This window comes from Treponema socranskii subsp. socranskii VPI DR56BR1116 = ATCC 35536 (assembly GCF_000468115.1).
Classification (GTDB): Bacteria; Spirochaetota; Spirochaetia; order Treponematales; family Treponemataceae; genus Treponema_D; species Treponema_D socranskii.
The window spans coordinates 43,060-68,109 of the sequence record NZ_AVQI01000082.1 but is presented as its reverse complement, the minus strand read 5'-3'; the positions used below and the strand labels follow the sequence as shown (position 1 = coordinate 68,109).

21 protein-coding genes are annotated in these 25,050 nt (G+C 50.4%); 4 read left to right on the top strand and 17 right to left on the bottom strand.

Annotated features, from left to right (window positions below):
- Window positions 1-2: 2 nt before the first annotated feature.
- From HMPREF0860_RS11955 to HMPREF0860_RS11940, 4 genes are all read left to right on the top strand, one after another.
- Entirely contained in the window at window positions 3-998 is a 996-nt protein-coding gene (locus HMPREF0860_RS11955; RefSeq protein WP_021329595.1) for an ABC transporter ATP-binding protein, read from the top strand.
- Window positions 988-1,971 carry an ABC transporter ATP-binding protein gene (locus HMPREF0860_RS11950; protein WP_021329583.1) on the top strand — a complete coding sequence of 328 codons (984 nt, stop codon included), beginning with the start codon at window positions 988-990 and terminating at the stop codon, window positions 1,969-1,971. Before HMPREF0860_RS11955 ends, HMPREF0860_RS11950 begins: the two co-directional genes overlap by 11 nt.
- 68 nt (window positions 1,972-2,039) lie before the next feature.
- Window positions 2,040-3,113, top strand: a complete 1,074-nt coding sequence (locus HMPREF0860_RS11945) for a mandelate racemase/muconate lactonizing enzyme family protein (RefSeq protein ID WP_021329567.1) — start codon at window positions 2,040-2,042, stop codon at window positions 3,111-3,113.
- A gap of 57 nt (window positions 3,114-3,170) precedes the next feature.
- Entirely contained in the window at window positions 3,171-4,535 is a 1,365-nt protein-coding gene (locus HMPREF0860_RS11940) for a transglutaminase-like domain-containing protein (protein WP_021329566.1), read from the top strand.
- 248 nt (window positions 4,536-4,783) lie between these two features.
- Here HMPREF0860_RS11940 and HMPREF0860_RS11930 read toward each other — a convergent pair whose 3' ends face one another.
- From HMPREF0860_RS11930 to HMPREF0860_RS11850, 17 genes are all read right to left on the bottom strand, one after another.
- Window positions 4,784-6,214 carry a sodium ion-translocating decarboxylase subunit beta gene (locus tag HMPREF0860_RS11930; protein ID WP_021329594.1) on the bottom strand — a complete coding sequence of 477 codons (1,431 nt, stop codon included), beginning with the start codon at window positions 6,212-6,214 and terminating at the stop codon, window positions 4,784-4,786.
- An 11-nt stretch (window positions 6,215-6,225) separates the two neighbouring features.
- Window positions 6,226-8,304 (bottom strand): sodium-extruding oxaloacetate decarboxylase subunit alpha, encoded by a 2,079-nt coding sequence (oadA, locus tag HMPREF0860_RS11925; RefSeq protein WP_021495806.1) that lies wholly within the window; start codon window positions 8,302-8,304, stop codon window positions 6,226-6,228.
- 18 nt (window positions 8,305-8,322) lie between these two features.
- Entirely contained in the window at window positions 8,323-8,556 is a 234-nt protein-coding gene (locus tag HMPREF0860_RS11920) for an OadG family protein (protein ID WP_021495817.1), read from the bottom strand.
- A 128-nt stretch (window positions 8,557-8,684) separates the two neighbouring features.
- Window positions 8,685-9,458: a 4-hydroxy-tetrahydrodipicolinate reductase gene (dapB, locus tag HMPREF0860_RS11915; RefSeq protein WP_038080479.1), complete on the bottom strand. Its 774-nt coding sequence runs from the start codon at window positions 9,456-9,458 to the stop codon at window positions 8,685-8,687.
- A 63-nt stretch (window positions 9,459-9,521) separates the two neighbouring features.
- Window positions 9,522-10,847, bottom strand: a complete 1,326-nt coding sequence (locus HMPREF0860_RS11910; RefSeq protein ID WP_038080481.1) for an aspartate kinase — start codon at window positions 10,845-10,847, stop codon at window positions 9,522-9,524.
- Between the two features lie 83 nt (window positions 10,848-10,930).
- Window positions 10,931-12,031, bottom strand: a complete 1,101-nt coding sequence (locus HMPREF0860_RS11905) for a family 20 glycosylhydrolase (RefSeq protein WP_021329597.1) — start codon at window positions 12,029-12,031, stop codon at window positions 10,931-10,933.
- Between the two features lie 124 nt (window positions 12,032-12,155).
- Window positions 12,156-13,919 carry an FAD-dependent oxidoreductase gene (locus HMPREF0860_RS11900; protein ID WP_021329600.1) on the bottom strand — a complete coding sequence of 588 codons (1,764 nt, stop codon included), beginning with the start codon at window positions 13,917-13,919 and terminating at the stop codon, window positions 12,156-12,158.
- Between the two features lie 103 nt (window positions 13,920-14,022).
- Window positions 14,023-15,924 (bottom strand): ribonuclease catalytic domain-containing protein, encoded by a 1,902-nt coding sequence (locus tag HMPREF0860_RS11895; RefSeq protein WP_021329592.1) that lies wholly within the window; start codon window positions 15,922-15,924, stop codon window positions 14,023-14,025.
- A gap of 141 nt (window positions 15,925-16,065) precedes the next feature.
- Window positions 16,066-17,337 carry a TRAP transporter large permease gene (locus HMPREF0860_RS11890; protein ID WP_021329581.1) on the bottom strand — a complete coding sequence of 424 codons (1,272 nt, stop codon included), beginning with the start codon at window positions 17,335-17,337 and terminating at the stop codon, window positions 16,066-16,068.
- The gene (locus HMPREF0860_RS11885) at window positions 17,334-17,819 is read right to left on the bottom strand and encodes a TRAP transporter small permease (protein WP_231364277.1); all 486 of its coding nucleotides are present in this window, start codon (window positions 17,817-17,819) and stop codon (window positions 17,334-17,336) included. The genes HMPREF0860_RS11890 and HMPREF0860_RS11885 overlap by 4 nt, the downstream gene beginning before the upstream one ends.
- 112 nt (window positions 17,820-17,931) lie before the next feature.
- Window positions 17,932-18,930, bottom strand: coding sequence for a TRAP transporter substrate-binding protein (locus HMPREF0860_RS11880; RefSeq protein WP_021329579.1), 999 nt, complete (start codon window positions 18,928-18,930; stop codon window positions 17,932-17,934).
- Window positions 18,931-19,042: 112 nt separating this feature from the next.
- Window positions 19,043-19,924: a dihydrodipicolinate synthase family protein gene (locus HMPREF0860_RS11875; protein WP_021329576.1), complete on the bottom strand. Its 882-nt coding sequence runs from the start codon at window positions 19,922-19,924 to the stop codon at window positions 19,043-19,045.
- A complete protein-coding gene (locus HMPREF0860_RS11870) occupies window positions 19,918-20,748 on the bottom strand; it encodes an SDR family oxidoreductase (RefSeq protein WP_021329585.1) in 831 nt (276 codons plus the stop codon). Before HMPREF0860_RS11870 ends, HMPREF0860_RS11875 begins: the two co-directional genes overlap by 7 nt.
- A 40-nt stretch (window positions 20,749-20,788) precedes the next feature.
- A complete protein-coding gene (locus HMPREF0860_RS11865; RefSeq protein WP_021329574.1) occupies window positions 20,789-21,898 on the bottom strand; it encodes a mandelate racemase/muconate lactonizing enzyme family protein in 1,110 nt (369 codons plus the stop codon).
- A 27-nt stretch (window positions 21,899-21,925) separates the two neighbouring features.
- On the bottom strand, window positions 21,926-22,765 hold the full coding sequence (locus tag HMPREF0860_RS11860) for a carbohydrate ABC transporter permease (RefSeq protein WP_021495801.1): 840 nt from the start codon (window positions 22,763-22,765) through the stop codon (window positions 21,926-21,928).
- Complete coding sequence (locus HMPREF0860_RS11855) at window positions 22,765-23,646, bottom strand: carbohydrate ABC transporter permease (RefSeq protein WP_021495804.1); 882 nt, start codon at window positions 23,644-23,646, stop codon at window positions 22,765-22,767. The genes HMPREF0860_RS11860 and HMPREF0860_RS11855 overlap by 1 nt, the downstream gene beginning before the upstream one ends.
- A gap of 70 nt (window positions 23,647-23,716) precedes the next feature.
- Window positions 23,717-24,964, bottom strand: coding sequence for an ABC transporter substrate-binding protein (locus tag HMPREF0860_RS11850; RefSeq protein WP_021329599.1), 1,248 nt, complete (start codon window positions 24,962-24,964; stop codon window positions 23,717-23,719).
- Window positions 24,965-25,050 lie beyond the last annotated feature (86 nt).

Genomic DNA, 25,050 nt, shown 5'->3' with positions numbered 1-25,050 from the left:
GTATGATCGAAGAAACGCTGCTGAAAGTCGATAATCTGAGCACATGGTTTTATACGGACGACGGGATAGTCAAAGCCGTCAACGACGTATCGTTTTCGCTGAACAAAGGGCACACGCTCGGTATCGTCGGAGAATCGGGCTGCGGAAAAAGCATCACGTCTCTTTCCGTCATGCGCCTCATCGACTCTCCTCCCGGAAAGATCGTCGGCGGAAAAATCGTATTTAAAGGTGAAGATCTCTTGGCAAAAAGCGAAGAAGAGATGCGGCGAGTACGAGGTAAACGGATCGCAATGATCTTTCAAGAACCGATGACCTCTTTAAATCCCGTATACACCGTCGGCCGTCAAATAGAGGAAGCGCTTTTAATTCACGAATCGATGACAAAAAAAGAAGCGAAGCGGCGCGCTCTTGAAATGCTCCGCTTAGTCAGAATTCCGCTGCCAGAAAAACGATTCGACGAATATCCGCATCAGCTCTCCGGCGGTATGCGGCAGCGCGTCATGATCGCGATAGCGCTCGCATGCAGTCCCGAACTTTTAATCTGCGACGAGCCGACTACGGCGCTCGACGTAACGATACAAGCGCAGATACTCGCCCTCATCGACGAACTCAAAGAAAAAACGGGAACGTCCGTTATAATGATCACGCACGACCTCGGCGTCATTTCCGAAATCGCGGACGAAGTGCTCATCATGTATGCGGGCGAAATCGTCGAATACGCGCCGAAAGCGCAGCTCTTTCAAAATCCGCTTCATCCGTATACACAGGGTTTGATCGCGTGTGTTCCGAAACTCGGCCGCGATTCCGACAGACTTCAGACGATCGAAGGAACGGTTCCGTCTTTCGACGATATGCCGGCCGGCTGTACCTTTTGGCCGAGATGCCCGTTTGCGGAGTCGATCTGTAAAGAAAAAAAGCCCCCGCTCATAGACTGCGGCAATCGAACGGTACGATGCCACCGCTATGCGGGCAAAGAGGAGGACGCCGATGAACGATAATAATACGCAACACGCTCCGCTGCTGCAAGTGCGTCACCTCAAAAAATGGTTTCCGATGAAAAAATCGCTTTTTACCTTCGGCAGAGCTTACATCAAAGCCGTCGACGACGTGAGCTTCAATCTCGAAAAAGGCGAAACGCTCGGCGTCGTCGGAGAATCCGGCTGCGGAAAATCGACGATGGGGCGAACGGTTCTCCGGCTCATAGAACCGACGAGCGGATCCGTCATTTTCAAAAAAAACGATTTAATAAAAATGCGCGGAAAAGAACTGCATAAAACAAGGAGCGCGATGCAGATCATCTTTCAAGATCCCTACGCATCGCTGAATCCGCGTATGACGGTCGGAGAAATCATCGCCGAGCCGCTCGACATACAGCTTCGGATCGGCGTCGAAGAAAAACGGAAGCGCGTCCTCGAAACGATGCAAATCGTCGGTTTAAACGCAAAATACTACAACCGCTATCCGCACGAATTTTCCGGCGGACAGCGGCAGCGCATCGGCATCGCGCGCGCCATCATTCTCCGGCCGGAAGTGATCGTCTGCGACGAGCCGGTTTCGGCGCTCGACGTTTCCATCCAAGCGCAGGTTATAAACCTGTTGCAGGAATTGCAGGAAAAAATGGGGATCGCGTATATCTTTATTTCGCACGACCTCAGCGTCATCAAACACGTTTCCGACCGCATCATCATCATGTATTTGGGACATATCGTCGAAACGGCGGCGAAAAAAGACATCTACGAAAATCCTGCGCACCCCTATACGAAAGCGCTCCTGTCCGCCATTCCCGTTATCGAAGAAGGCAAAAAGGAAAAAATCATTCTCGAAGGCGATTTGCCGAGTCCCGCCGATCCGCCGTCGGGCTGCGTATTTCATACGAGGTGTTATATGGCGCAGAAAATCTGCAGCGAAGTAAAACCCGAAAACAAGGATTTGGGCGGCGGCCATTTTTGCGCCTGCCACTTTTGTAAATAAGTCGAAACATCCTGTATCAAAATATCCTGCAAAAGTTTTTAGAGGAAAACGATATACTAGGAGGAAATATGAAAATCACCGATATCAAAGTTCAGGCGGTGGAAGTACCGCTCAAAGAGCCGTTCCGCATTTCGCTCGGCGTTATAACGCACGCGAAGAGCGCGATCGTCACCGTCGAAACGGATGAAGGCATCGTCGGATACGGCGAAGGCGCTCCAGGAATTTTAATAACGGGAGAAAATCTTCCGGGAACCGTTGCCGGTATTGAAATCATGAAAAGCGATCTGATCGGGCTCGATCCGCGCGATTTGGAATCGATCTATTGGGCGATGGGAAAATCGCAAGCGCACGCGCCGAGCGCAAAAGCCGCAGTCGATATCGCCTGTTACGACATACTCGGAAAATCGGCCGGTATGCCCGTGTACAAGCTGCTCGGCGGCTTAAACAATTACATCGAAACCGATATCACCGTCGGTATAGATACGCCGGAAACGATGGCTGCAAAAGCGAAAGATTGGGTTGCAAAGGGCTTTACGACGATAAAGACGAAGGTCGGCACGAATTTGGAAGACGACGTCGCGCGCGTCAAAGCGATCCGCTGTGCCGTCGGTCCGCAGGTCAAAATACGAGTCGATGCAAATCAAGGCTGGTCTGCAAAAGACGCCGTCAGGATCATCGAACACTTAAACGAATACGATTTGGAACTCGTCGAACAGCCCGTCCCCTACTACGATATCGCCGGTCTTGAATACGTCACCAAGCACACGGACGTACTCATCATGTCCGACGAAAGCTGTTTTACGTCGCACGATGCGCTGCACCTCATAGAGCGCAGAGCGATCGATGTGCTGAACATAAAGCTTATGAAATGCGGGGGCATCAGAGAAGCGCTTAAAATCAACGCGATATGCGAAGCGGCCGGCGTCGAATGTATGCTCGGCTGCATGGTCGAAGAGACGAACGTCGGCGTTACCGCAGCCGCAAGCCTCGGAGCGGCGGTAAAAAATATTACGCGTGCGGATCTCGATGCAACCTTTTCTTTAAGCGCACTGCCCTTTAAAGGCGGCATGCATGTAGAAAACGCGAACCGTATAACGCTCGCCGAAGAGCCGGGATTCGGTTTTAAAGGTTTGGAAAAATAGACGCTGCAGAATTCGAGCAGAGTCGATACTGCCGCAGCACGAGGAGATATAGGACGTATGTATTCCGATTTGAAATATTTGGAAGTACCGCTTCCAGAAGACGTACAAAAATTGAAATGGTACGGCGATTTTGCGGCGCTCGATGAATGCATCGCGCACAAACTGCAAAAAGATATTCCGCACGCGCTTCGAAAACGCCTTGAACTCGAACGGGAGATCGTCCGGCGCATTCCGCAGCAATATCCGTATTCGAAGGAAAAAGCGCTTGAGTTGTTAAAGGATACTTTTAAAGATTTTACGGAAAGCGAATTCCGCCGCCTGTGGCTGGAAAACGCCGTCGAATGGATTTACCGGGACGGTGTCGTGTACCTGCACAAACTCTTTATCGACAACTTGGTAAAGACGCGGCCGGACTTCGCCTCGCGCTGCATTCATCCCGAAAATTTCGACGATTCGGCGGCAAACTTTGCGCTTTTAAATACGGCGATCGACGAGATAAAAAAAGAAGGACGGCTGACGTATTATTTCCGCATCAAAAGTACGCTGGAAGTACCATCGTCATCCGTCGCAGCTTCCGATGCGCTGCGCGTTCACATACCCGTTCCCGTCGAATACGCGCAGGTAAAAAATTATAAACTGCTCGGCACGTCTCCGAAACCCGATTACATCGCCGCAAGCGATTACCCGCAGCGCACCGTCTGCTTTACTTCTTCCGCATCGGAGTGCAAAAAGTTTTCAGTCGAATACGAATTCGAAAATCACATCGAGTATAGGGAACCGGCGGCGGAAAACGTATCGGACGCACAGCCGACGTTCTATACGGAAGAGCAGGCACCGCACGTACGCTTTACGCCGTACATAAAAACGCTCGCTTCGGAAATCATCGGAAAAGAAACGAATCCGCTTGTCAAAGCGCGGAAAATATACGATTACATTACGACGCACGTGATGTATTCGTTTGTACGAAGCTATATCACGATCGACGCCATTTCCGAATACGTCGCATCGGGATTAAAAGGCGACTGCGGCATTCAAGCGCTGCTGTTTATCACGCTCTGCAGATACGCGGGCATTCCGGCGCGCTGGCAAGCGGGATTGTACGCGACGCCGCTCCGCGTCGGAAATCACGACTGGGCGCAGTTTTATATCGCACCGTACGGCTGGCTTTTTGCGGATTGTTCGTTCGGAGGATCGGCGTACCGTCACAAGGATATGAACCGCTGGAATTATTATTTCGGCAATATCGATCCGTACCGGATCCCGCTCGCATCCGACTTTCAGCATGAATTTGCGCTCTCCGCCGGAAACCTCAGAAACGATCCCTACGACAACCAAACGGGCGAAGCTGCGGTAAACGGAAAAAATTTATTCGGCGACGAATTCGATGCGAAAGCGGAAGCCGTCGCGATTCAAAAGCGATAAGACGCAAAAGACTTTTTGAAAATACGGCGCTCGTTTGCCTATCATGCAAACGGGCGTTTTTTTTGTGCGGAATCGTCGGACGAAAAATATTTCGCTTCGCTACATATTTTCACCGGCTCATGCGCCGTAATAAAAAAAGGCCGTCTCAAAAGCGTTTGCCTTTTCGACAGCCCTTTCGATCGGCCGCAGACGGCAGCCGATATTATCGATTATTAATTTTTACGCTGCGCACCGCAACGCACGCGGTCTTAGCCGTACGTTGCGATAAAGACGCCTGCCGCGATTGCGGTTCCGATAACGCCTGAAACGTTCGGCCCCATCGCATTCATGAGCAGGAAGTTCGACGGATCGTATTCCATGCCGACTTTGTTTGCGACGCGGGCCGCCATCGGAACGGCGGAAACGCCTGCGGATCCGATAAGCGGGTTGATCTTTTTATCTTTCGGCAAAAAGACGTTCATAAGCTTCGCCATCAAAAGTCCGCCTGTCGTCGCGATGATAAACGCGATGAGGCCGAGCGCGATGATGCCGAGCGATCTCGGATTGATGATCTTTTCGGGAGTCATCTGAGCGCCGACGCCGAGCGACAGCAAAATGGAAACGATGTTCATCAATTCGTTTTGAATCGTTTTGGAAAGACGTTCGACGACGCCGACTTCTTTAACAAAATTACCGAATGCGAGCATACCGATAAGAGGCGCTGCAGGCGGCAAAAGCAAAATCGTAAGGATGAGCAGCTTAAGCGGAAAGAGAATTTTTTCCGTGCGTGAAACGGGCCGAAGCTGCGGCATTGCGATACGCCGTTCGTGATGCGTCGTAAGCAGTTTCATGATGGGCGGCTGGATGAGCGGTACGAGCGCCATGTACGAATACGCGGCAACGGCGACGACCGCCATCATTTCGGGGGCAAGCTTTCCGGCGACGTAAATCGTCGTCGGACCGTCCGCTCCTCCGATAATCGAAATGGCGCAGGCCTGAAGCATATTGTAATCGACGCCGGGAATCAAATTGAAAAGGGCGACACCGAACATCGTCGCAAAGACGCCGAGCTGTGCGGCTCCTCCGAGAAGCGCGGTTTTCGGATTTGCGATGAGCGGGCCGAAGTCCGTCATGGCGCCGATTCCCATAAAGATGAGCATCGGGAAAAATTCGTTTCCGACGCCCGCCGTATAGATGATGTGCAGCATACCGTGAGGCGCTTCTATCATGCCCGCTCCGAGGATGTTTGCAAAGACGGTGCCGAAGCCGATCGGAATCAAAAGGAGCGGCTCGAAGCCTCGCGCGGCTCCGAGATAGATTATTAAAAATCCGATCGCGATCATGATGAGGCTGTACCACGCGGGAACCTGCGATCCCGCAAAGGGATCGTGCGCCTGCTTTGCCGCGGATGCAGCCGCTGTCGCCTGTTCCGCCGCCCTTTCCGCGACGGTTTTCGTGTGGATCATCTGATAGATGCCGGTATTTTCCCAAATGTTTTCGATAAAAGTTCCGACATCGATATTTTTGATACCTTCGGAATTTTTAATCTTCGCCGTATTTATCGTGCGGAACGAAGCACGCTCTTCGTACGTATTTTGCGCGAATACCGCAGGGCGCACGAGGGCAAAGACCGATGCGACGCCGAGTATCAAAAACAGCGTACTAAGAATATGCCGCGTGCTTGGTTTTGTCGTATTCATACTGCCTTTCCTTATTTGATTTCAGCGAGCGCCTGACCCGCCGTAATCTGAGAACCCGGCTGAACGAGGAAGTGAACGGCGCCGGCCGCGCCTGCTTTGATTTCCAATTCCATCTTCATCGACTCGATCATGATAACCGTCGTATCGGCTTTAACCTGATCGCCTTCACCGACTTCATAGCGCAAAAGCGTTCCAGCAACCGGAGCATTCACGGGTTTCCCGCCTGTCGAAGCGGCCGAAGGAACGGGAGCCGCTTTCGGGACGGGAGCAGCTGCTGCGGGCTTCGGAGCCGGAGCCGCCGCAACGGTGCCGCCGAGACTTGCGATAACCTCGCCCGCCGCAATCTGAGCGCCCGGCTGTGCGATAAAGTTTATTTTTCCGTCGGCCGGAGCTTTTACTTCGAGTTCCATTTTCATCGATTCGATCATCAAAACGGTATCGCCTTTTTTTACTTCGGCGCCGTTTTGCGCCACATAGCGCAAAAGCGTTCCCGCAACCGGCGCTTTGATATCCGCGCCGCCCGTAACGACGGGTGCGGATACGGGCGCAGATGAGGGGGCGGCATCGCCGAAGGAAACGTTATACGACGTACCGTTTACGATGATGGTATCGCTTCCCGCGCTCGTCGTAACCGAGTAGGGAGTGCCGTTTACGCTTACCGTGTAGGATCCCGATTTCGGCGCGCTTGCAGAGGCGCTTTCGGAAACGGGTTTTACGCCGAAAGTTTTTTGCGCATCGACAGGACCCTTTGAGCGCTCTTTGAAAAACTTTTCGGCGACTTTCGGGAACATCGCGTAAGTCAAAACGTCTTCGTCGCTTCCGTCTCCGCCCGCTTTTTTTGCATCTTCGACGCATTTGTCCCATTCGTTTGAAATGAGGTCGGCGGGGCGGCACGTAACGACTGAGTCCATATTGTTTTGTTTGAGCGCTTCTTTTTGCAGATCGGCATTGACCGCCGCAGGAGTCGCTCCGTATCGTCCGGTAAGGAGATCGCGGAATTCCTGCGTAAGGCGCGCATAGCGTCCGAAAAGCACGTTGAACACCGCCTGCGTACCGACGATTTGGCTTGTCGGAGTTACGAGCGGCACGTAGCCCACGTCTTTTTGCACGATCGGAATCTCTTTCAATACGTCGTCGATTTTATCCGCCGCACCCTGCTCTTTCAGCTGCTTTTCGAGGTTCGAAAGCATGCCGCCCGGCACTTGCGAAACGAGAATGCGCGTATCGGCTCCGTGGAATTTCGATTCGAGGGATGCGTAGTGTTCGCGCACGTCGCGGAAGTACGCCGCGATTTCGAGGAGCGCTTTCGTGTCGAGTCCCGTATCGTATTCGGAACCTTTGAGCATTTCGACGACGGTTTCCGTCGGGCTGTGAGACGTTCCCATCGCCATGGAAGAAATGGCCGTATCGAGAACATCGGCACCCGCTTCCGACGCTTTCAAAAGCGTCGCAACGCTCAAGCCCGTCGTCGAGTGCGAGTGAATTTCGATCGGCATATCGACTTTCGCTTTGATCGCTTTAACGAGGTCGTAGGCTTCAAAGGGTTTTAACAAACCCGACATATCTTTGATACAAATCGAATCCGCGCCGAATTCGGCATAGCGCTTGGCCAAATCGGCGTACACTTCTTTTGTGTGATAGGGCGTCGTCGCGTAGGAAATCGCCATCTGCACGTGTTTGCCGGTTTTTTTTGCGGCTTTCGCCGAACGTTCGAGGTTACGCGGATCGTTGCACGCATCGAAAATGCGGAAAATGCCGATACCGTTTTTTGCGGCGGCTTCGACGAACTTATCGACGACATCGTCGGCATAGTGGCGGTATCCCAAAAGGTTTTGACCGCGCAACAGCATCATAATCTTCGTGTTGGGCATCGCCGCGTGAAGTTTGCGCAGGCGTTCCCACGGATCTTCATTTAAAAAGCGGATGCACGAATCGTAGGTCGCGCCTCCCCATGCTTCGGCGGAATAGTAGCCGATTTTATCGATCATCGGACATGCGGGAAGCATATCCGCAGTCGTCATACGAGTTGCGAGCAGCGACTGATGCGCGTCGCGTAAAACGAGTTCCGTAATGTGGACTTTCTTTGCCATGGTGTTTTCCTTGATGATTTATTTGTGAACGGCGGCGGCGATCGCGGCGATAATCGCGTCGTCGTGCCTCGCCAGTGCAGGTGCGGGAGATTGCACGGTTTCTTTTTTTTCTTCATTATCGAGTTTGAGCGCGCGGAGCACAACGTGAAGCAGGTACATACACGCAATCATGATAATAAGAAAAGAGAATACAACGCCCATTCCGAGCAGCGTCAATATGCCGCTCTGCTGAAGCATTTCAGCTATTGTCATATTTCCTCCAACGCGGTATTGCGCTCGCAATACCCTATTGATTAAAAAAAACGATTATTTCGATTGTAGAATAAAGCGGCCTTTTTTTCAATACATACGATAGAGTATCGCGTTTTCAATGACCGCAGCTAAAACAGATCCTGCATGGTATACACGCGGCCTTTTTGCAGCGTTCCGGTTTTCAGCGCGGAAGAAAATCGTTCGAGAGAACGGACGGCGCCGATCGCAAATCCCTCTCGGCTTCGAGCGCGGTGCGTAAGTTCGATCGTGTCGGCTTGTCCGTCAAAAAACACGGTGTGCTCTCCGGGATTCGAACCGCACCTCGTGCTCGCAAGGCTCAGTTCGTTTTCTTCGGGCCTTCGGTGAAAGGAGTCGGAGACGATTTTCGTTTTCGTCGTATATTCGGCCATAATGCGCCGTGCGATTTCGAGCGCCGTACCGGACGGACTGTCGGCTTTTTGATTGTGGTGCGCTTCCCACACCGCAACGTCGTAGTCGGAACAGTCTTTCATAAGGCGGGCGGCTTCGGAGACGATTTTGTAAAACATATTGACACCGATGGAAAAATTCGACGAATAGAGTAAAGCGCCGCCCGTATCTGCGGCACGTTTTTCTACAGCCGGAAGGCTCTCCGTCCAGCCCGTCGTTCCGACGACGAGCGGGAGCGAAAGCGGAAGGAGTGAGTGGATATTTTCGACGGCAACCGACGGCCGGCTGAACTCGATGACGCCTTCGGCTCCGGAGGATTTTACCGCACGCGCCGTATCGGTCGCCGAAGCGGGTTTTACATCGGCATCGGGAGAAAAGGGATCTGCGGTAAGAACGATGCGGTGGCCGAGCCGTTCCGCAGCATTTTTAATCATGTGCCCCATCTTTCCGTAACCGACGATCGCAATATTCATATACACTCCAAAATTATTAATTATTAATTCCATTATCAACTTTCAAATTCGAAACGCCGAAGGTCAAGCGAAATACGCTTTGTGCAGTACGCGCACGGTTTTATCGGCTTCTTCGTCGTCGACGATCATGCTGATATTCACTTTGCTCGCGCCTTGACTGATCATCTGCACATTGATATTTTCATCCGACAACGCTTTAAATCCCGCCGCGAGGATCGCCGACGAATGCAGCGCGTCGCAGATGATCGACACGATCGCTTTTCCGCTCCGTGTCCGCACTTCGGCGACGTCGCTCAAATCGCGGATCAAACCCGAAAGATCGGTCTTTGTATTTACCGTCAGCGAAACGGACACTTCGCTCGTCGCAATCACGTCGATGCTGATATTCCATTTTAAAAACTGATTGAATATGTGCGCAAGAAAACCGACCGCGCCGAGCATGCGCGTCGAAGCGATATCGATCAGCGTTACGTGCTTGACGCCCGTGATCGCGCAGACGGGAGACGCTTTTCCGTTATGCGTTTCGACGATGATCGACCCCGGGCTTTCGATATTGTACGAATTCTTTACGCGGACGGGAGTTGCAGTGCGGCGGCACGGGAGCATCGAACGCGGGTGCAGCACTTGCGCGCCGAAAAACGCAAGCTCCTGCGCTTCTTCGTACGTTACTTCGCGTACCGGCTTGGCGTCGGGACAGATGCGGGGATCACTCGTCATGATACCGTCGACGTCTTTCCACGTTTGAATCTCTTCCGCGCCCGTCGCCGCCCCGATGATCGTCGCAGTCAAATCGCTTCCGCCCCGCCCGAGCGTCGTAATATTTCCGCTTTTGTCTTTTGCAATAAAACCCGTCACGACAGGAATGCGCTCGTCCTTTCCGGATGCATACGCATGCAAATGCTCCGGTATCGATTGCCACACTTCATCGAGCAGTTCCGCCGACATAAAATTGCCGTCGCTTACGATGCCGATATCCCACGCATCGTAAGCTAAAGCGGGAATCCCTTCTTTTGTCAAATAAGCAGAGGCGATACGCACCGACATGCGTTCGCCGAAGGACACGAGATAATCGCGCGTGCGTTTTGTCAATTCTTTTATCATCGAAATGCCGGTCAAAAGCTGCGTCAATTCGTTTATTAAATCTTCAATTGTGCCGCTCGGCAATCCGAGTTCGCGCAAAGTTTCAAAATGAAGAGAAGCGATCTGCTCCATGCTCACGACTCCGCCGAGCGCTTTATCGGCCGCTTCGAGGAGGTGATCGGTCGTATCGCCCATCGCGGAGAGCACGACGACCGGCCTGCTCTTTTGATACGCTTTAATAATAGATGCGACATGCCGGATGCGCTCCGCATTTGCGACTGACGAGCCGCCGAATTTCATAACTATCATAGCTGTACTATAACAATGCGCGCCGTCTTTTGCAAGTTTACACATTGCATCATATTAAATCCAGCTGAAAGGTTTTCTTAGGTTTAATGGGGATGATTCATCCCGGAAGCGGTACGGATCAGGCGGTCGATCGTTTTGACCATCGGTTTATATCGTGAGAGATTTTTGTTCGTAACATTGTCCCACGCCGTGTACATGTGGCCGAGCATATTCGGGTTCGTCTTGTACAAAAGCGAATAGTCGATGAGAGCGTTTACCGCTTTAATTCCCTTGAAACTTGTCGGCAGGACGCGGAAACCCTTGTTTAAAAAATAAGGGATGGAGCCGTAGCGTTCCAGCTCGTCATAGTGCCAGTCGCAGATGATGATGCCTTTGGGAATAAGGTCGACGGCGGGATCGGTACCGTTACATGAGCTTTCGTATTCACCCTTATAACCGCTCTCTTCATCCTCGCTGTCGATGAGGCGGTCGCCCCACATATACATTGTAAGTCCCCGTTTTTTGACACAGTGATCGTAGAGTCTGTTCACAGCTTCGGCGAACAGTTCGGCCTTGTCTTTTCCGCGGCAAAGAAGGCATGCGTCTTCGCCGATTAAAAACACTTCGTCCAAACCGACATGTATTTTTTTTACCGAAAAGACTTCTGTAATTTCGTCGATTAAACCGAATAAAATCGTGTAAACTTTTTCATTGGAAGAGCAGAGGCTTCGGCAATAAATACCCTTATTGCCGGGGTAGAGGCCTGGCGTTTCGTCCAGTTCGGGGTAAGCTTTGAGCATGGCAAAGGTTTTGTTTTTCCATGATTGATGGCCGAGGCAGTTTATTTCCGGGATGAGGTCGATGGAAAGCCTCCGGCATTCGGCGGCAATTTCGCGTGCGACGGTTTCGGAAAGCACGTATTTGTTATAGAGTTTCGGATCGCTTTTCCATTGATAGTTGTAACCTATTTGGAGAAAAAGCGTGTTGATTCCCCGTTTTCGTAAATCGGGCAGTTCTTTTATCAGATTTTTACCCGTTTTGTCGGTATTTACAATTGCGTGAAAAGCAATGACGAATTCGCGTTCCGTCACGCCGTTTTTTACGCTTCCGTGTGCCGCAGCGGGCATGGTGCCCTTTGTTTGAGCGTAAACAGCCGGCTCTAAAAGCAAAAGCGGTAAGAGTAAGGCTATGTATTTGATATTCATATTTGTTTTTTTACTATCAAGTTGTAGCACTGACTCGCTTTTTTTCAAGCCGGTATAAGGGAGACTGCCAAAAGTCACCTACTTTCGGCAGCCCTCTTTTTATTCATTAAAAAACTTTTTTGTATCAGCGGGCATCTTTTAATGCAAGCTTTGCCGCTTCAATCAGAGCCTTGCTTGTCATCGTCGCACCGGAAACGCCGTCGACTTCAAAAGAATTCGCTTTAACCATAGCGGCCGGAATCACATCAAAGGCGGGATCGCTTATACCGGGCGTTTCGCTGTGGCTTACAACCTTAACGGCGGCGATTTTTTTACCCTCTACGCTTACTTCAACCTTAACCGGACCGTTCATACCCTTCGCTTCAGCGGTATACACGCCGTCTTTATACACGGTATTCGATTTTTTTGCCTTTTGCGTGGCGGCGGTCATTTTTTTAGCCGATGAAGTCGAATATTTACTTGTTATGCCCTTGGATGCGTTATCGGCGGCAATTTTTCCGGAATATAAACAGGTGGACAACACCGTACCCGTAGTGGGATATTCATTGTTTACAAAGTTGCCGATTATCAATTCGCCGGTTGCGTACAAGTTGGGGATAGCTTCGTTTTTTTCATTTAAAACTTGGGCTTTTTCGTTGACTTTTAAACCTTTTATCGTTCCGATTATTGTCGGGCGCACTTCGACGGCATAAAAAGGTGCTTTTAAGACGGGAGTCATAACCTTGTTTTTGATACCGAAGTCACCGTCTTCTCCGGCCGCATATGCCGTATTATAGCTTTCAATCGCCGATTTAAAGTTTGCAGCATCGATATTCAGTTTTGCAGCCAAAGCTTCAAGGGAATCGGCTTTTACGCTTAAGTTTTCGGCAAGCGCCTTTTCCAGATTTGCAACAAAAGCGGGATTCGAAGAATCGAAGATTCCGTATGCGAGCTTATCCGTTATTTTGTTTAATTCTTTATGAACTTCGGCATAATAGCGTTTTTCGTTTACAAAGCGCTTTCCTTCTTTATTGACATAGACGGCCGTTTGTCTGACCAAACTGCCGATGTCGCCGACATAACCGTAATAATCGTTCATACCCCAAATACCGAGCACACCGTCGCCCGTAAGCTGTGCGCCTGCCGCCAACGCCATAGTGATGCCGTCACCCGTATTTCCCGTTCCGCAAAACGCAACATTGTCTGCAAATTCTTTATTATACTTTGCCATCAATTCTTTGCTTTTTGCAAAACCGCCGGTTGCCAAAACGGTTTTTTGGGCAAAAATATTGTATTTTTTTCCGTCTTTTTCGGCAACTACACCCTGTACCGCTCCGTCTTTTATAATCAATTCTTCGGCACGTGTATTTAAAAGTATTTCAACACCGCTTTTTTCCAGCAGCTCTTTGAATTTTGCGACCATAGCCGGACCTTCACCGTCGACGGTAAGACACAAAAGCTGCGGATAATTGGGCGTACCGGGAATCAGTCTTTCTTTGCTGAAAGGCATACCCTTTTGCAGTAAATCATCAACTACGCTGCCCGATACGTCAAGCATCGCTTGGAAAAGTTCGGCATTGAAATTTTCCGCACCGGCTTTTTCTTTGTAATAATCGAACATTTGTTGGGCCGTTAAACCCTTGCCCGTTGCTTTGTTTAAAGCCGAATCGATCGACCATAAAAATCCCTTGGCTCTGATTGAAGTTCCGCCGAGACCGGGCATTTTTTCAAGTAAAATAACCTTACCCTTTTCGCTTAATTCCAATGCGCTCATTAAGCCGGCAGCCCCGCCTCCGACAACTACGTAGTCCGCATTCAGCGTTTCAGCCTTTGAATTCGTATTGCAGCTTAAAAAAAGCCCTGCAATACACAGAATACCTGCAACCGATGAAACAATCTTTTTTTTCAAAATACACCTCTATATTTGTAGATTGGAAACCTTTTCAAAAGTCGTTTGCTTTTGAAACGATTAAAAGAATATGAAAATAGTATAAAATATTCGTTTTACGCTGTCAATCTTTCGGCACAAACACGACGGTCTGCTGCGGGATATCGATATTCGCCGCCTTGACTTCAAGCGTATCGTTGAGTTCATATTTTTTTTGCGGGGCAATAAAGGTTTGCATATCGAGCGACGGAATATAGAGCTGAATCTGTTTGTCTTTTTTATCGACGCACACAGCTTCCCCCGTCCACTCGGGATTTTGCAAAAGGTATACGAGCTTCCAGTGCGTTTCACTGCACCGCGATGCTTTCCGTGCGGCAATCGACGCGATATCACCTTCGCTGATGCGCGTAAGCATATCGTCTTTGTCGATGAGCGGCCTGCCGGCCATAAACGCGCGCAGCTGTTCGTGTGCGATCAAATCGCCGTAACGGCGGAGAGGACTGGTCACTTGGCTGTACATCGAAACGCCGATCGCAGCGTGAGGCGCGGGCGTAATGCCGACGCTGCGCTTTCGCATACAGCGAAGCAAACGAAAATCGCCGGCAAGTCCCGAAGGCAGATCGGAGGGAATAGCGGGCGCTTCCTGACTTACGTACGGAAAGGGAATGCCGTTTTTAAACGCGAAACGCGCCGCGCCTTCTCCTGCAAGGAGCATCATCTCTCGCACCGTATCGCCCGATTCGTAGCGGATTTCCGGTTCGATCGAAACTTTTTTCGTCTCTCCATCGACACTGATATGCACTTCGGGCAAATCGACGGAACAGGCGCCCGCCCTCTTCCGCCGTTCGATATTGCGTTTTGCGATATCGAACAAGGGTTTCAATTCGGGCGAATCTTTCAGCGCATCCGCTTTTTCATAGGTAAGACGCTCGACATTGACAAGTGTTTTAAAAACCGCGCAGTCGGAAATGCCGCCCTTGTCGTCGAATAAAATCCGAAATGAAAGCGCGCGGCTCCTCTCGTTCAAACCGAGCGCGTAATCGGCAAGGGAAGTTTCGGCGAGCATGCGGCTCGTCCCTTCAGGCAAATACAGCGTCGTTCCGCGTTCTCGCGCGGCTTTGTCGATCGAACTGTCGGGCATGACGCTGGATGCCGGATCGGCGACATGTACCCACAGGTATTCGCCGTCCCACGAAATCGCATCGTCGGGATCTTCCGACCACGCGTTGTCGATCGCGTATGCCCTGCTTTGCACGAAAAGCCGCTCTTCTTCGGGCGGAATGGCAAGCCCCTCGGATGCCGACGTCATCGAAAGCCCGTAGCGTGTCGGATACGGATTGCGCGTAAGAGGCCATACGCCCGTATCGATGAGCAGCTTGTGCGCCTTTTCGGGCGTCTGCGAAAAACCCGCCTCCGCCATAGCCTTCGATTTGTCGGTCTGACCGAGCGCGAGAGATTCGACTTCGCTCATATACTTGGAGTCGCCGGGAAGTTCGAGTTTTTTTTGTTTGAGCCGCTTGATAAAGGCCGCGCGCAGTTCTCCTTCGTGCGCTTTTTCGTATGCCTTTTGTTTTAATGCCGCTGTTTCCTCTTCGCTCCGCGGCACAAAGGCAAGCGTACCTGATTTAAAAGATGCGGTATCGAGGGCAAATTCATCGCTTTCGGAAATCGCTTTATAGACGGCAAAACTTTCATCCGCCGAAAAAGACGGACGCATAAGCTCGGCGATATCGGCAAAAGGGACGGACGACGATGCGGTGCCGGGATCGGATCGAAGCAGTTCGTAAGCTTCGGAAAGCTGAGCGGAGAGCGCGCCGTCGGAAAACGAAAGAAGCGCATCGAGACTCGAAGCGGGCCCCGCATGCAGAGGCACGATATCTTTTTCACGCACTTTCAGCGATACGTACGATTTTTTTCCCGTCGCAGCCGCCGAAGGACAGTATTGAATCGCATATTTTTCACCTTCGACATCGGTGACGAGGGCGCATTGATTTTTATAGAGCACGACCGCATTTTTTCGAATCATACGGAAACTATACCGAAAAAAAATGCGTTAGTAAACGAGAGCGATTGCTCGTACGAAAGAATTACACGCAAACGATCGTACGCAACGGCTGGTCGTGTCAAACGCTTGCGAGCAAACGATTGTATGTACTGCGAGATACCGTCATTCACCGAGCAGCGCGTTCGGCAGCCACGTGATGAGCGGCGGATAATAAGCGCATAAAAACAGCACGGCGATAAGCGGAATCAAAAACGGAACGATAGCGCGGTACAGCCGTTCGAGCTTTACTTTTCCGACGTCGCCTACGATAAACAGACATACCCCGAATGGAGGAGTCACCTGACCTATCATAAGATTCAATACGACTATCACACCGAAATACACCATATCGAGATTGAAGCGCTGCGCAATCGGAATGAGGACGGGCAGCATGAGCGTCAGTATTGCACCCGGTTCCATAAACATGCCGAGCACCAACAAAATAATATTGATTGTTAAAATCACGATGCCGGGATTGGTGCTTACGCCTGCGATAAAATCCGCGATTTTTCCGGAAACGCCTTCGCGTACCAGTACATACGTAAACAGCGTAGATGTGCCGATGATGAACAGCGTATTTGCCGAAGTGACGGCGCTGTCCAAAACGCATTTTATAAACGATTTCCGATCGAGCGTCCGGTATACGAAGATCGCAATGACGAGCGCATACACGACGGCGACGCACGAAGCTTCGGTCGGCGTAAACAAGCCCGCGGTAAATCCGCTCAAAATGATAAGCGGCGTGATAATCGATAAAATGGAACGCGAGAATTCGATTATTAATTTTTTTATATTGAAGCGCTCCCGCGGATAGCCTCTTTTTAATGAGATGATAAGCGTCAGAATCATCATCGTTGCGACGATCAATACGGCGGGTACGACGCCTCCGACAAACAATTTCGATACGCTCACGCTCGCGATCGAACCGTAAATGATCAACGGAATGGACGGAGGAAAGATCGGCCCGACGACGGAAGACGCGGACGTCACCGCTGCGGAAAAATCCCGATCGTAGCCTTTCGACGTCATCGCTTCCATTTCGATCGTACCGAGCCCGCCAGCATCGGCGGCCGCGCTGCCCGACATTCCGGCAAATATCAAACTCGCGACGATATTCGCATGTCCCAATCCGCCGGGAATCCAGCCTACAAGAGAATTCGCGAAATTGAAAATCCGGTCGGTAATCTTTCCGGCATTCATCAGATTTCCCGCAAAAATAAAAAGCGGAATCGCTATCAACAAAAACGAATCGATGCCGAAAACCATCTTTTGTCCGATGACCATGAGCGGATAGCCGAGGTTAAGACAACCGATAACGGCGCTCGCGCCGATGGAAATGCTGATAGGCATGCCGATCAATAAGAAAACAATAAATACCGCAAAAAAAACGATCATTTTCCGTCACCTCTCAGCTGCTTCGATTTTTCGATGATATTGTAAACGGCTTTCAATACGAAAAAGCCGCCGCTTACGGCAAGCGGTAAAAACTGCCACATTTTTGAAAAGTTCGGCATCGAAGAATAATACTCCGTAACCACAAACGGATATAAACCGCAAAACGAAACGATCATAACAATGCCCAAACCGAGCGTAACCGCGTGCCGCACGAACCAAAATACCGTGCGCACCTTTCCTTGCGTCCTGCTGTAAATCATATCGATCGATATGAGTTCCTCTTTGTCGTATAAAACGGTGATCCCCAAAAACGCCATCCACAAAAACAAAAGCCCCGCAAGCTCCGTCATACCGCGAAACGATTTATTGAGGACATTACGGATGACAAGCTCGTTGAGCATGAGCGCCACGATTCCGAGCACGGAAACGATAAGCAGCACACACACAATTTTGATAAAACCGTCAAGAATTTTTTTATACATATTCATAGCGTACGCGCCTTAAAAATAAATTCTTTGCTGTGTCAGTTGAACGACGGGTTTTGAAAAGCATAATTTTATTATATCGATACTTTCAAAACCCGCCGTTTGAAAACTATTTTGCAAGCTGATCGACGATCGACTGATCGTACCAGCTTTCGGACGCATAGCGGGCGTAGTATTTTGATCCGCCCAATTTGTTTTTAAAACTCTTAATATCGGGATTCATATCGAATTGGACACCCGCCTTTTTCAAAACTTCCATCGCGCTTATATTGTCCTGCGCGATAGTGTCGAAAGAATATTTTGCGGCAATGACAGCCTGCTCTTTCAAAATTTTCTGCTGCTCCGCGCTGAGCGATTTCCATTTCTTTTGATTGACGGCCATCGTACATCCCATCCACATATAATTGATAAAACTGTAATACTTGATGTCGTCATAGGTCGCATTCGCTACGAGATGGTAGGTCGCATTGTCCTGCGCTTCCGCCGTACCGTTGGAAAGCGCGATCGCAAGCTCGTTCAGCGCAAGCGCAACCGGCGTAGCACCGAGCGCCGACCACACATCGAGATACATTTTGCTCGTCGGAACCCGAATCTTCAATCCCTTTACGTCATCCACCGTATGGACGGGACGCTTTGTCGTCGCAATGTGACGCATACCGTTATCGCCTTCGGCGAGGTATACGAGACCGACCGACGGAAGGTTTGCGAATATCTTTTCGCCGATCGCGCCGTTTACTTTTTCATACGCGTCTTCCGCACTCGAAAACAAAAACGGCAAATCGAGAATTTTCGCCTTGTCGTAAAAGCTCGTAAATCCCGACGTACCGGCAAAGATGACATCGATCGTACCCATGCGCGTCGACTGCAGCGCTTCCGCATCGTTGCCGAGTTCGCCGCTCGAGTGCACGTCCATAACGATAGTACCGTTCGACGCCGCGCGGACGAGTTCGGCATACTTTGCAATCGTCTTTGTCGGTACGCTCGTCGCGTTGCCCGGAGAATAGACGATCAATTTAACCGGTTTGCTTCCCGATTTTTTTACATCCGCGCCGAAGACGGCGCTTCCGATACTCACTGCGGCTAAAACCGCCGTAATCGATTTTTTCATATTTTCCTCCTAGTAAAAAAATAAATAAACACATTAACAAAATTACAGCGAACGAAATTCTCGCCGAAAGCACGGCTTCATCAGTTTATGCTTTCCGAACTCGACATCAGACCTATAAGACATCGGCGATATCGCGTATCGCATTTTCGACGATCTTTTTTTGTTTGGCGGAAAGCGGCGCGAAAGGTTTACGGCACGGACCGATATCGAATCCCTGCAGCGAAAGCGCATACTTTGCAGCCGGAAAAACGTTCGTGTCTACAAAGGCCTGTACGACATCGTTCAGCCTGCACTGTGCCGCGTGCGCTTTTTCGTTTTTACCCGCCGCAAACGCATTTCGAATCGCAAGGAACAATTTCGGACAAACGTTTACCGTCGTCCCGATCGTCGCCGTCGCCCCTGCTGCAAGCGCACTCGCATAGATTTCGTCAAAGCCGTTTATCAAAATTTTTTCGGGATACGCTTTACCTATGCGTTCCAAATCGTAGAGATTCATCGACGTATGTTTAATCCCGACAACCCGCTCGTTTTTCAGCAGGGGATTTGCCGTCGTAAACGAAATACCGGTAAACTGCGGGATATTGTATACGATGATTCCGATATCGACCGCAGAGAGGATATCGAGATAATATCGATTGATCTCTTCCTGCGAATAATGATAATAGATCGGCGGAATCGCGGATACCGCACAGGCGCCGGCTTTTTCGGCATGCTTTGCCAAGTCGATCGCGCTGCGCGTATTGAGAGAGCCGACATGCACGATGACCGGCACGCGGGCTTCCTCCAGCACGACTTCGGCGATCGTCTTCCGCTCGTCGTCGGAAAGCAAGAGCCCTTCGCCCGACGAACCGCAGCAATAAAATCCTTCGACTCCCGAATCCGCTTCGTGCCGCACCAATTTCCGCAGCATAGTCACATTCAGTTCGCCATGTTTATCGTAGGGCGTCAAAAGCGCCGAATACACCGCCGAACGATCGAGTGTTTTTTTTACCATGCCGTCCATCCTCCGTCCATAACCAAATTGGAACCGGTCATATATTTTGAAGCGTTCGACGCAAGGAAAATAATGGCACCGTTATATTCGTCGGCCTGCGCCATACGTCCGACCGGCATACGGTTGCAATAATTTGCCTGAAACTCTTTGTCCTGCGTATCGCGGAAGACACCTGACGGCGTAAACGTGTTGACACGGATCCCCTGCTTTCCCCAATACGTAGCGCAGTAGCGCGTAAGATTGTATATGCCGCTTTTCGCAGCCGAGTATGCAACCGGTTTAATAAACGCGATGCCCGTCTTTTCTTTTTTGTACGCATAGATGTCCTGCACAGGACTCACCATGCCGTAAATGGAACCTATATTGATAATCGAGCCGCTTTTTTTTGCAAGCACCATCCGTCTCCCGACGGCCTGCGTCATGAGAAAGGTACCGACGAGATTTACGTTTACGACTTCGCGGAACACTTCTTCCGGAAAATCTTCAAAGGGACCGGATACTTCCGGAGGCGCGCTCGGCTGCGTATCGATACCGGCATTGTTTACAAGCACGTCGGGAGTTCCCCATTTTTTTTCGAGCGTATCGAGGAACGCGTTTATTTCGCTTTTGCTTTGAATATCGACGGCGCACGGAAAAATGCGGCCGCTTTTTGCAAGCTCGCTTCCGAGCACTTTTTCGATTCGCTCGACGCTTACGCTGCGCGCGACGACGGCAACTTTCGAATCGCGGCGATGGAATTCTTTTACCAGTTCCGCGCCGATCTGCCCCAACCCTCCGGTGACGATCACGATCTTATCGGAAACGTCGAATAACGGATCTTTCATTGTATTTCTCCTAAAAATTATTACGATATTCGCGGCAGACTCAGATACTTCCGTAAGGAGTCAGCTCTTTGTAATTCAATTCAAGTCCGAGTCCCGCCTTATCGGAAATCGTCATTATACCCTTGTGCGGAATCGGTGCGTCGATGAAAGTACGTTCGATTAATTCGTTGAACATAAACAGATTTTCGAGATACGCGCCGTTCGAATATGGGGCGACGATATGGCAGTGAATGACGTCGAAACCGTGCGGCGCATACGGAATATTGTACGCCTGTGCAAACGTAACCATCTTCCGCCCTTCGGTAAAACCGCCGCACCGTGTAATATCGGACTGCAGATAGTCGATGCAGCCGCCGGCGATCAAATCTCGTGCACCGTAGCGCGTGTATTCATGCTCGCCCGACGCACACGGGAGAATTCCCGCCACCCTAAAGCGCGCGAGTCCGGGCAAGTCGTCCGCAAATACGGGCTCTTCGAAAAACGTGATATTCGCATCGCGCAGCTTATACGCAAGCCGAAGCGCAACAGCCGATGAAAACGCGTTGTTTGCGTCGAGCATGATGCCGATATCCGGCCCGATCGCATCGGCGACGGCGAGCACGCGCCTCGCATCTTCATTCGGATTTTTTCCGCCGTCAACGCCGATCTTTATCTTTATCGTTTTAAATCCCGCTTCGACCATCGTCTTCGCTTCAGCGATAAGTTGGTCGATCGTATAGGAAGTCCAACCGCCCGTCGCATAGCACGGCACGGTATTGCGAGTTCCGCCGAGCATCCGGTAGATCGGCATATCGACGATCTTGCCTTTGATATCCCACAATGCGATATCGAGCACGCTCAGCGCACAGAATGCAAGACCCTTTCGCCCGACTCCGCGCATATAGGCGACGAGTTCGTCGTACAATCCTTCCGTTTCGAAAGGCGAACGCCCGATGAGCTTCGGGCCGAGCGACTTTAGTATAAACGTCGCGATCGCCTCTCCTCCGACTTCGTGATAGGTAACGCCGATTCCGTGAATGCCCGCATCGGTCTTCACATCGACGACGACATAACCGATCGTTTCGACTTTGCGCGTCGAATCGGCAAAGGTGCCTTTTTGTTTCGTTTCGATCAAATAGGTATCGATACCCGTAATTTTAACGTCTTTCATAGAACGCTCCTCAATGATTATTAATTTTCATCCTTTTACGGCACCGGCGGTCAGTCCCGCGACGAGCCGTTTTTGCGCAAAGAAAAACAATATACAGACGGGGATAATCGTGATCACGCCGCCGGCAGTGAGCAAGTCCCACTGTACGCCGAGCTGTCCGATTAAATTCTTCAGCGCAACCGGAATTGTCCGCGTCGCAATACTCGTAAACAGCATGGCGAACGTGTATTCGTTCCACGCATTCATAAAAATATAGACACCGGTAGCGACGAGGCAGGGCACAAGGATCGGCAGAACGATCTTCGTAAACGCTTGTCCGCGCGTACAACCGTCGATCATTGCCGCTTCTTCAAGCGACGTCGGCAAATCGTTTAAAAATCCGTTCAGCAGCCATACCGAAAACGGGATGGTAAACGTCGTATACGATAATACCAGAGATGCATGTGTATGGAGCAAACCGATTTTACGCATGATCGAATACAGCGGAATAAGCAAAAGTACGGTCGGAAACATATTGTTGCACAAAAACATGCTCATCAGCAATTTTCTGCCTGTAAACAGATAACGTGAAAACGCGTATGCGGCCAATGTCGATACCGCGAGCGACACGACTGTCGTACACAGCGCAACGATCAAACTGTTTTTCATCGCAACGAAAAAATTTACCGTCGTCGTAAATAATTTTTGATATGCGACAAAAGTAATCGAATGCGGCCAATAGGTCACCGCGCCGTACAGTTCGCTTTCCGGTTTTACCGATGTGATAAAGGTCCAATAAAACGGAAAGAGTATAAATACGAGTAAAATAAAAAGCGGCAAAAACAAAGACAGCAATCTTTTACCTGGATAACGAGATTCGATGACCATCAGTTTTCTCCCTTAAACGTAGAACGAACATAGGGGACGGCGACCAATGAAAGCAGCACCGCAAGCAAAATCGCCATCGTCGATGCATAGCCGAGATTGAGCGCGTTTCCTTTATTGTAGATATAAACGCTGAGCGTCTGCGTCGAATACGCAGGACCTCCCTCGGTCATATTGAAGATCACGTCGACGGAATTCGCCACCCATATAATACGCAAGAGCAGCGTTACGCTGAGCGTATTTTTGAGTGACGGAATCGTAACATGGAGCAGCTGCTGTACCTTTTTCGCTCCGTCCATTTCGGCAGCTTCGTACAATTCACCCGGTACTTGCTGTAACCCCGCAAGAATCATCAGCGCAAAAAAGGGAATACCCTGCCAAATAATCGTAACGATTACACACGGAAAGGCGGTCGACGTCTGCGATAAAAACGGAATCTTCTCCTGGATTATATGCGTCCGCAAAAGCAAATCGTTCAATACGCCGAGGTTGCCGTCAAAAATCCAACGCCACATTAAACCGATAAGAACACCGGGTGTAACCCACGGAATCATACTGATCGAACGGACAAAACCGCGGCCTATAAAATAACGGTTGAGCAAAAGCGCCAAACAAAAGCCGAATAAAAATTGAAAGCCGACCCCGAAACCGACCCACGCAATCGTCCTAAACAGCGCGCCCCAAAACAACGGATCGGCACACATATCGATATAGTTTTTCATACCGATAAAACCGATTTCTTTCGGCCGGCGTAAATCGTAATTTTGAAAACTCATCAAAACGGCATTGAGCACCGGAATAAAAACGACGAACAGCACGATGAGCACCGCCGGCGCAACGAGCGCATAGGGAACATATTTATTTTTCGTTTCTAAATATTTCATCAGCGGCATCCTGCCTTAGGGCGGAAAGCGATTTCCTTTCCGTCCTAAAAAATTTGTTAACGGGAAATTACTAGCGATACAAACCCTTTTGGAGTATTTCCATGCATTCCTTTGCCGAGATTTTTCCGGTCAAGGCCTGTGAAACCGTGTTGGGCCACAGCGTCGTGACGAATTCCGTCGTCGTATCGCGGATCGGAAGGATGCCTGCGAAACTCTGCCCGTCAAGCGAAGCTTTCATAAAGCGATTGCTTTGGAAATACTCGCGCGCGCCGACGGTTTTGCTGACGGGAATATTTCCCGTACCTTCGCACCACATCCGCTCGCCTTCTCCCGCCGCGAGGTATGCGACCCATTCGAACGCCGCTTCGGGATTTTTGCACGATTTGAAAATAGCGGTATCGGTATCGCCCATGCTTGTCCAGCGCCCCTTGCCTGAAGGGAACGGAAACGCGGATACATCGTCACCGAATATCTTTACCATATCGGCGGATGAACCGGTGTGATGGATCGTCATCGCCGTCAATCCCGACTTGAAATTTGCCATGATTTCGCTGAAACCGTCGCTCGTCGCCGTCGGCGGGACATAGCCGTTTTTATACAGATTGATAAAATCCTGCATACCTTTGATCGCTTGGGGCGAATCGAGCTTAGCAAAATTACCGCCGGCCGCATGGATAAAGCTGCCCCACGGTTCATGTCCGTTTCTGCCGCCGCGCATACCGAAACCGTAGACATCCGTTTTACCGTCGCCGTTCGTATCCATCGTACATTTTTTTACCGCGTCCAAAAATTCCTCATACGTTTTCGGAACGGAAATGCCGGCTCTCTTAAAATACGAAGGCCTATAGTACACGTAGAGCACTTGGATATTCCACGGCATGACATAGATTTTATTCGAGCCGCCTGCCTGCTTCATCACATTCCAAATATTGGCGTCGATATCGTTTTTCTTTTCCCACTTGTCGACATAGGGCGTCAAATCGAGCAGCAGATTATTGTTCGCAAAAAGCGGCGTCGCGGTCAATTTCCACGTTGCACAGTCGATATCGCCGCCGCCCATAGCCGCATTGAACAGGTTCTCCGAAAACGCACCTCCGTCCCACGCAGCTTCTTCGCCGATGACGGTGATACCCTTGCCGTTTTCCGCATTGAATTTTTTGATGATATCCTGCATCAGCTGCGAATATGCGGTCGTATCCGCCCAATAGCGGAAACGCACGGTTTTTCCTCCCGACGAAGCGGAATCGTTTGCGCCCATCGCAAAAACAAGTGTACCCGCCGTGATAAAGATCCACAGCCGCAACAGCATCTTTTTCATATTACCTCCTAAAACTCGAAATAAAAAGCGGCGGCGATATTTCAGACGACGCTTTTTATCCTCATCCTATAAAAACTTTTGCATGA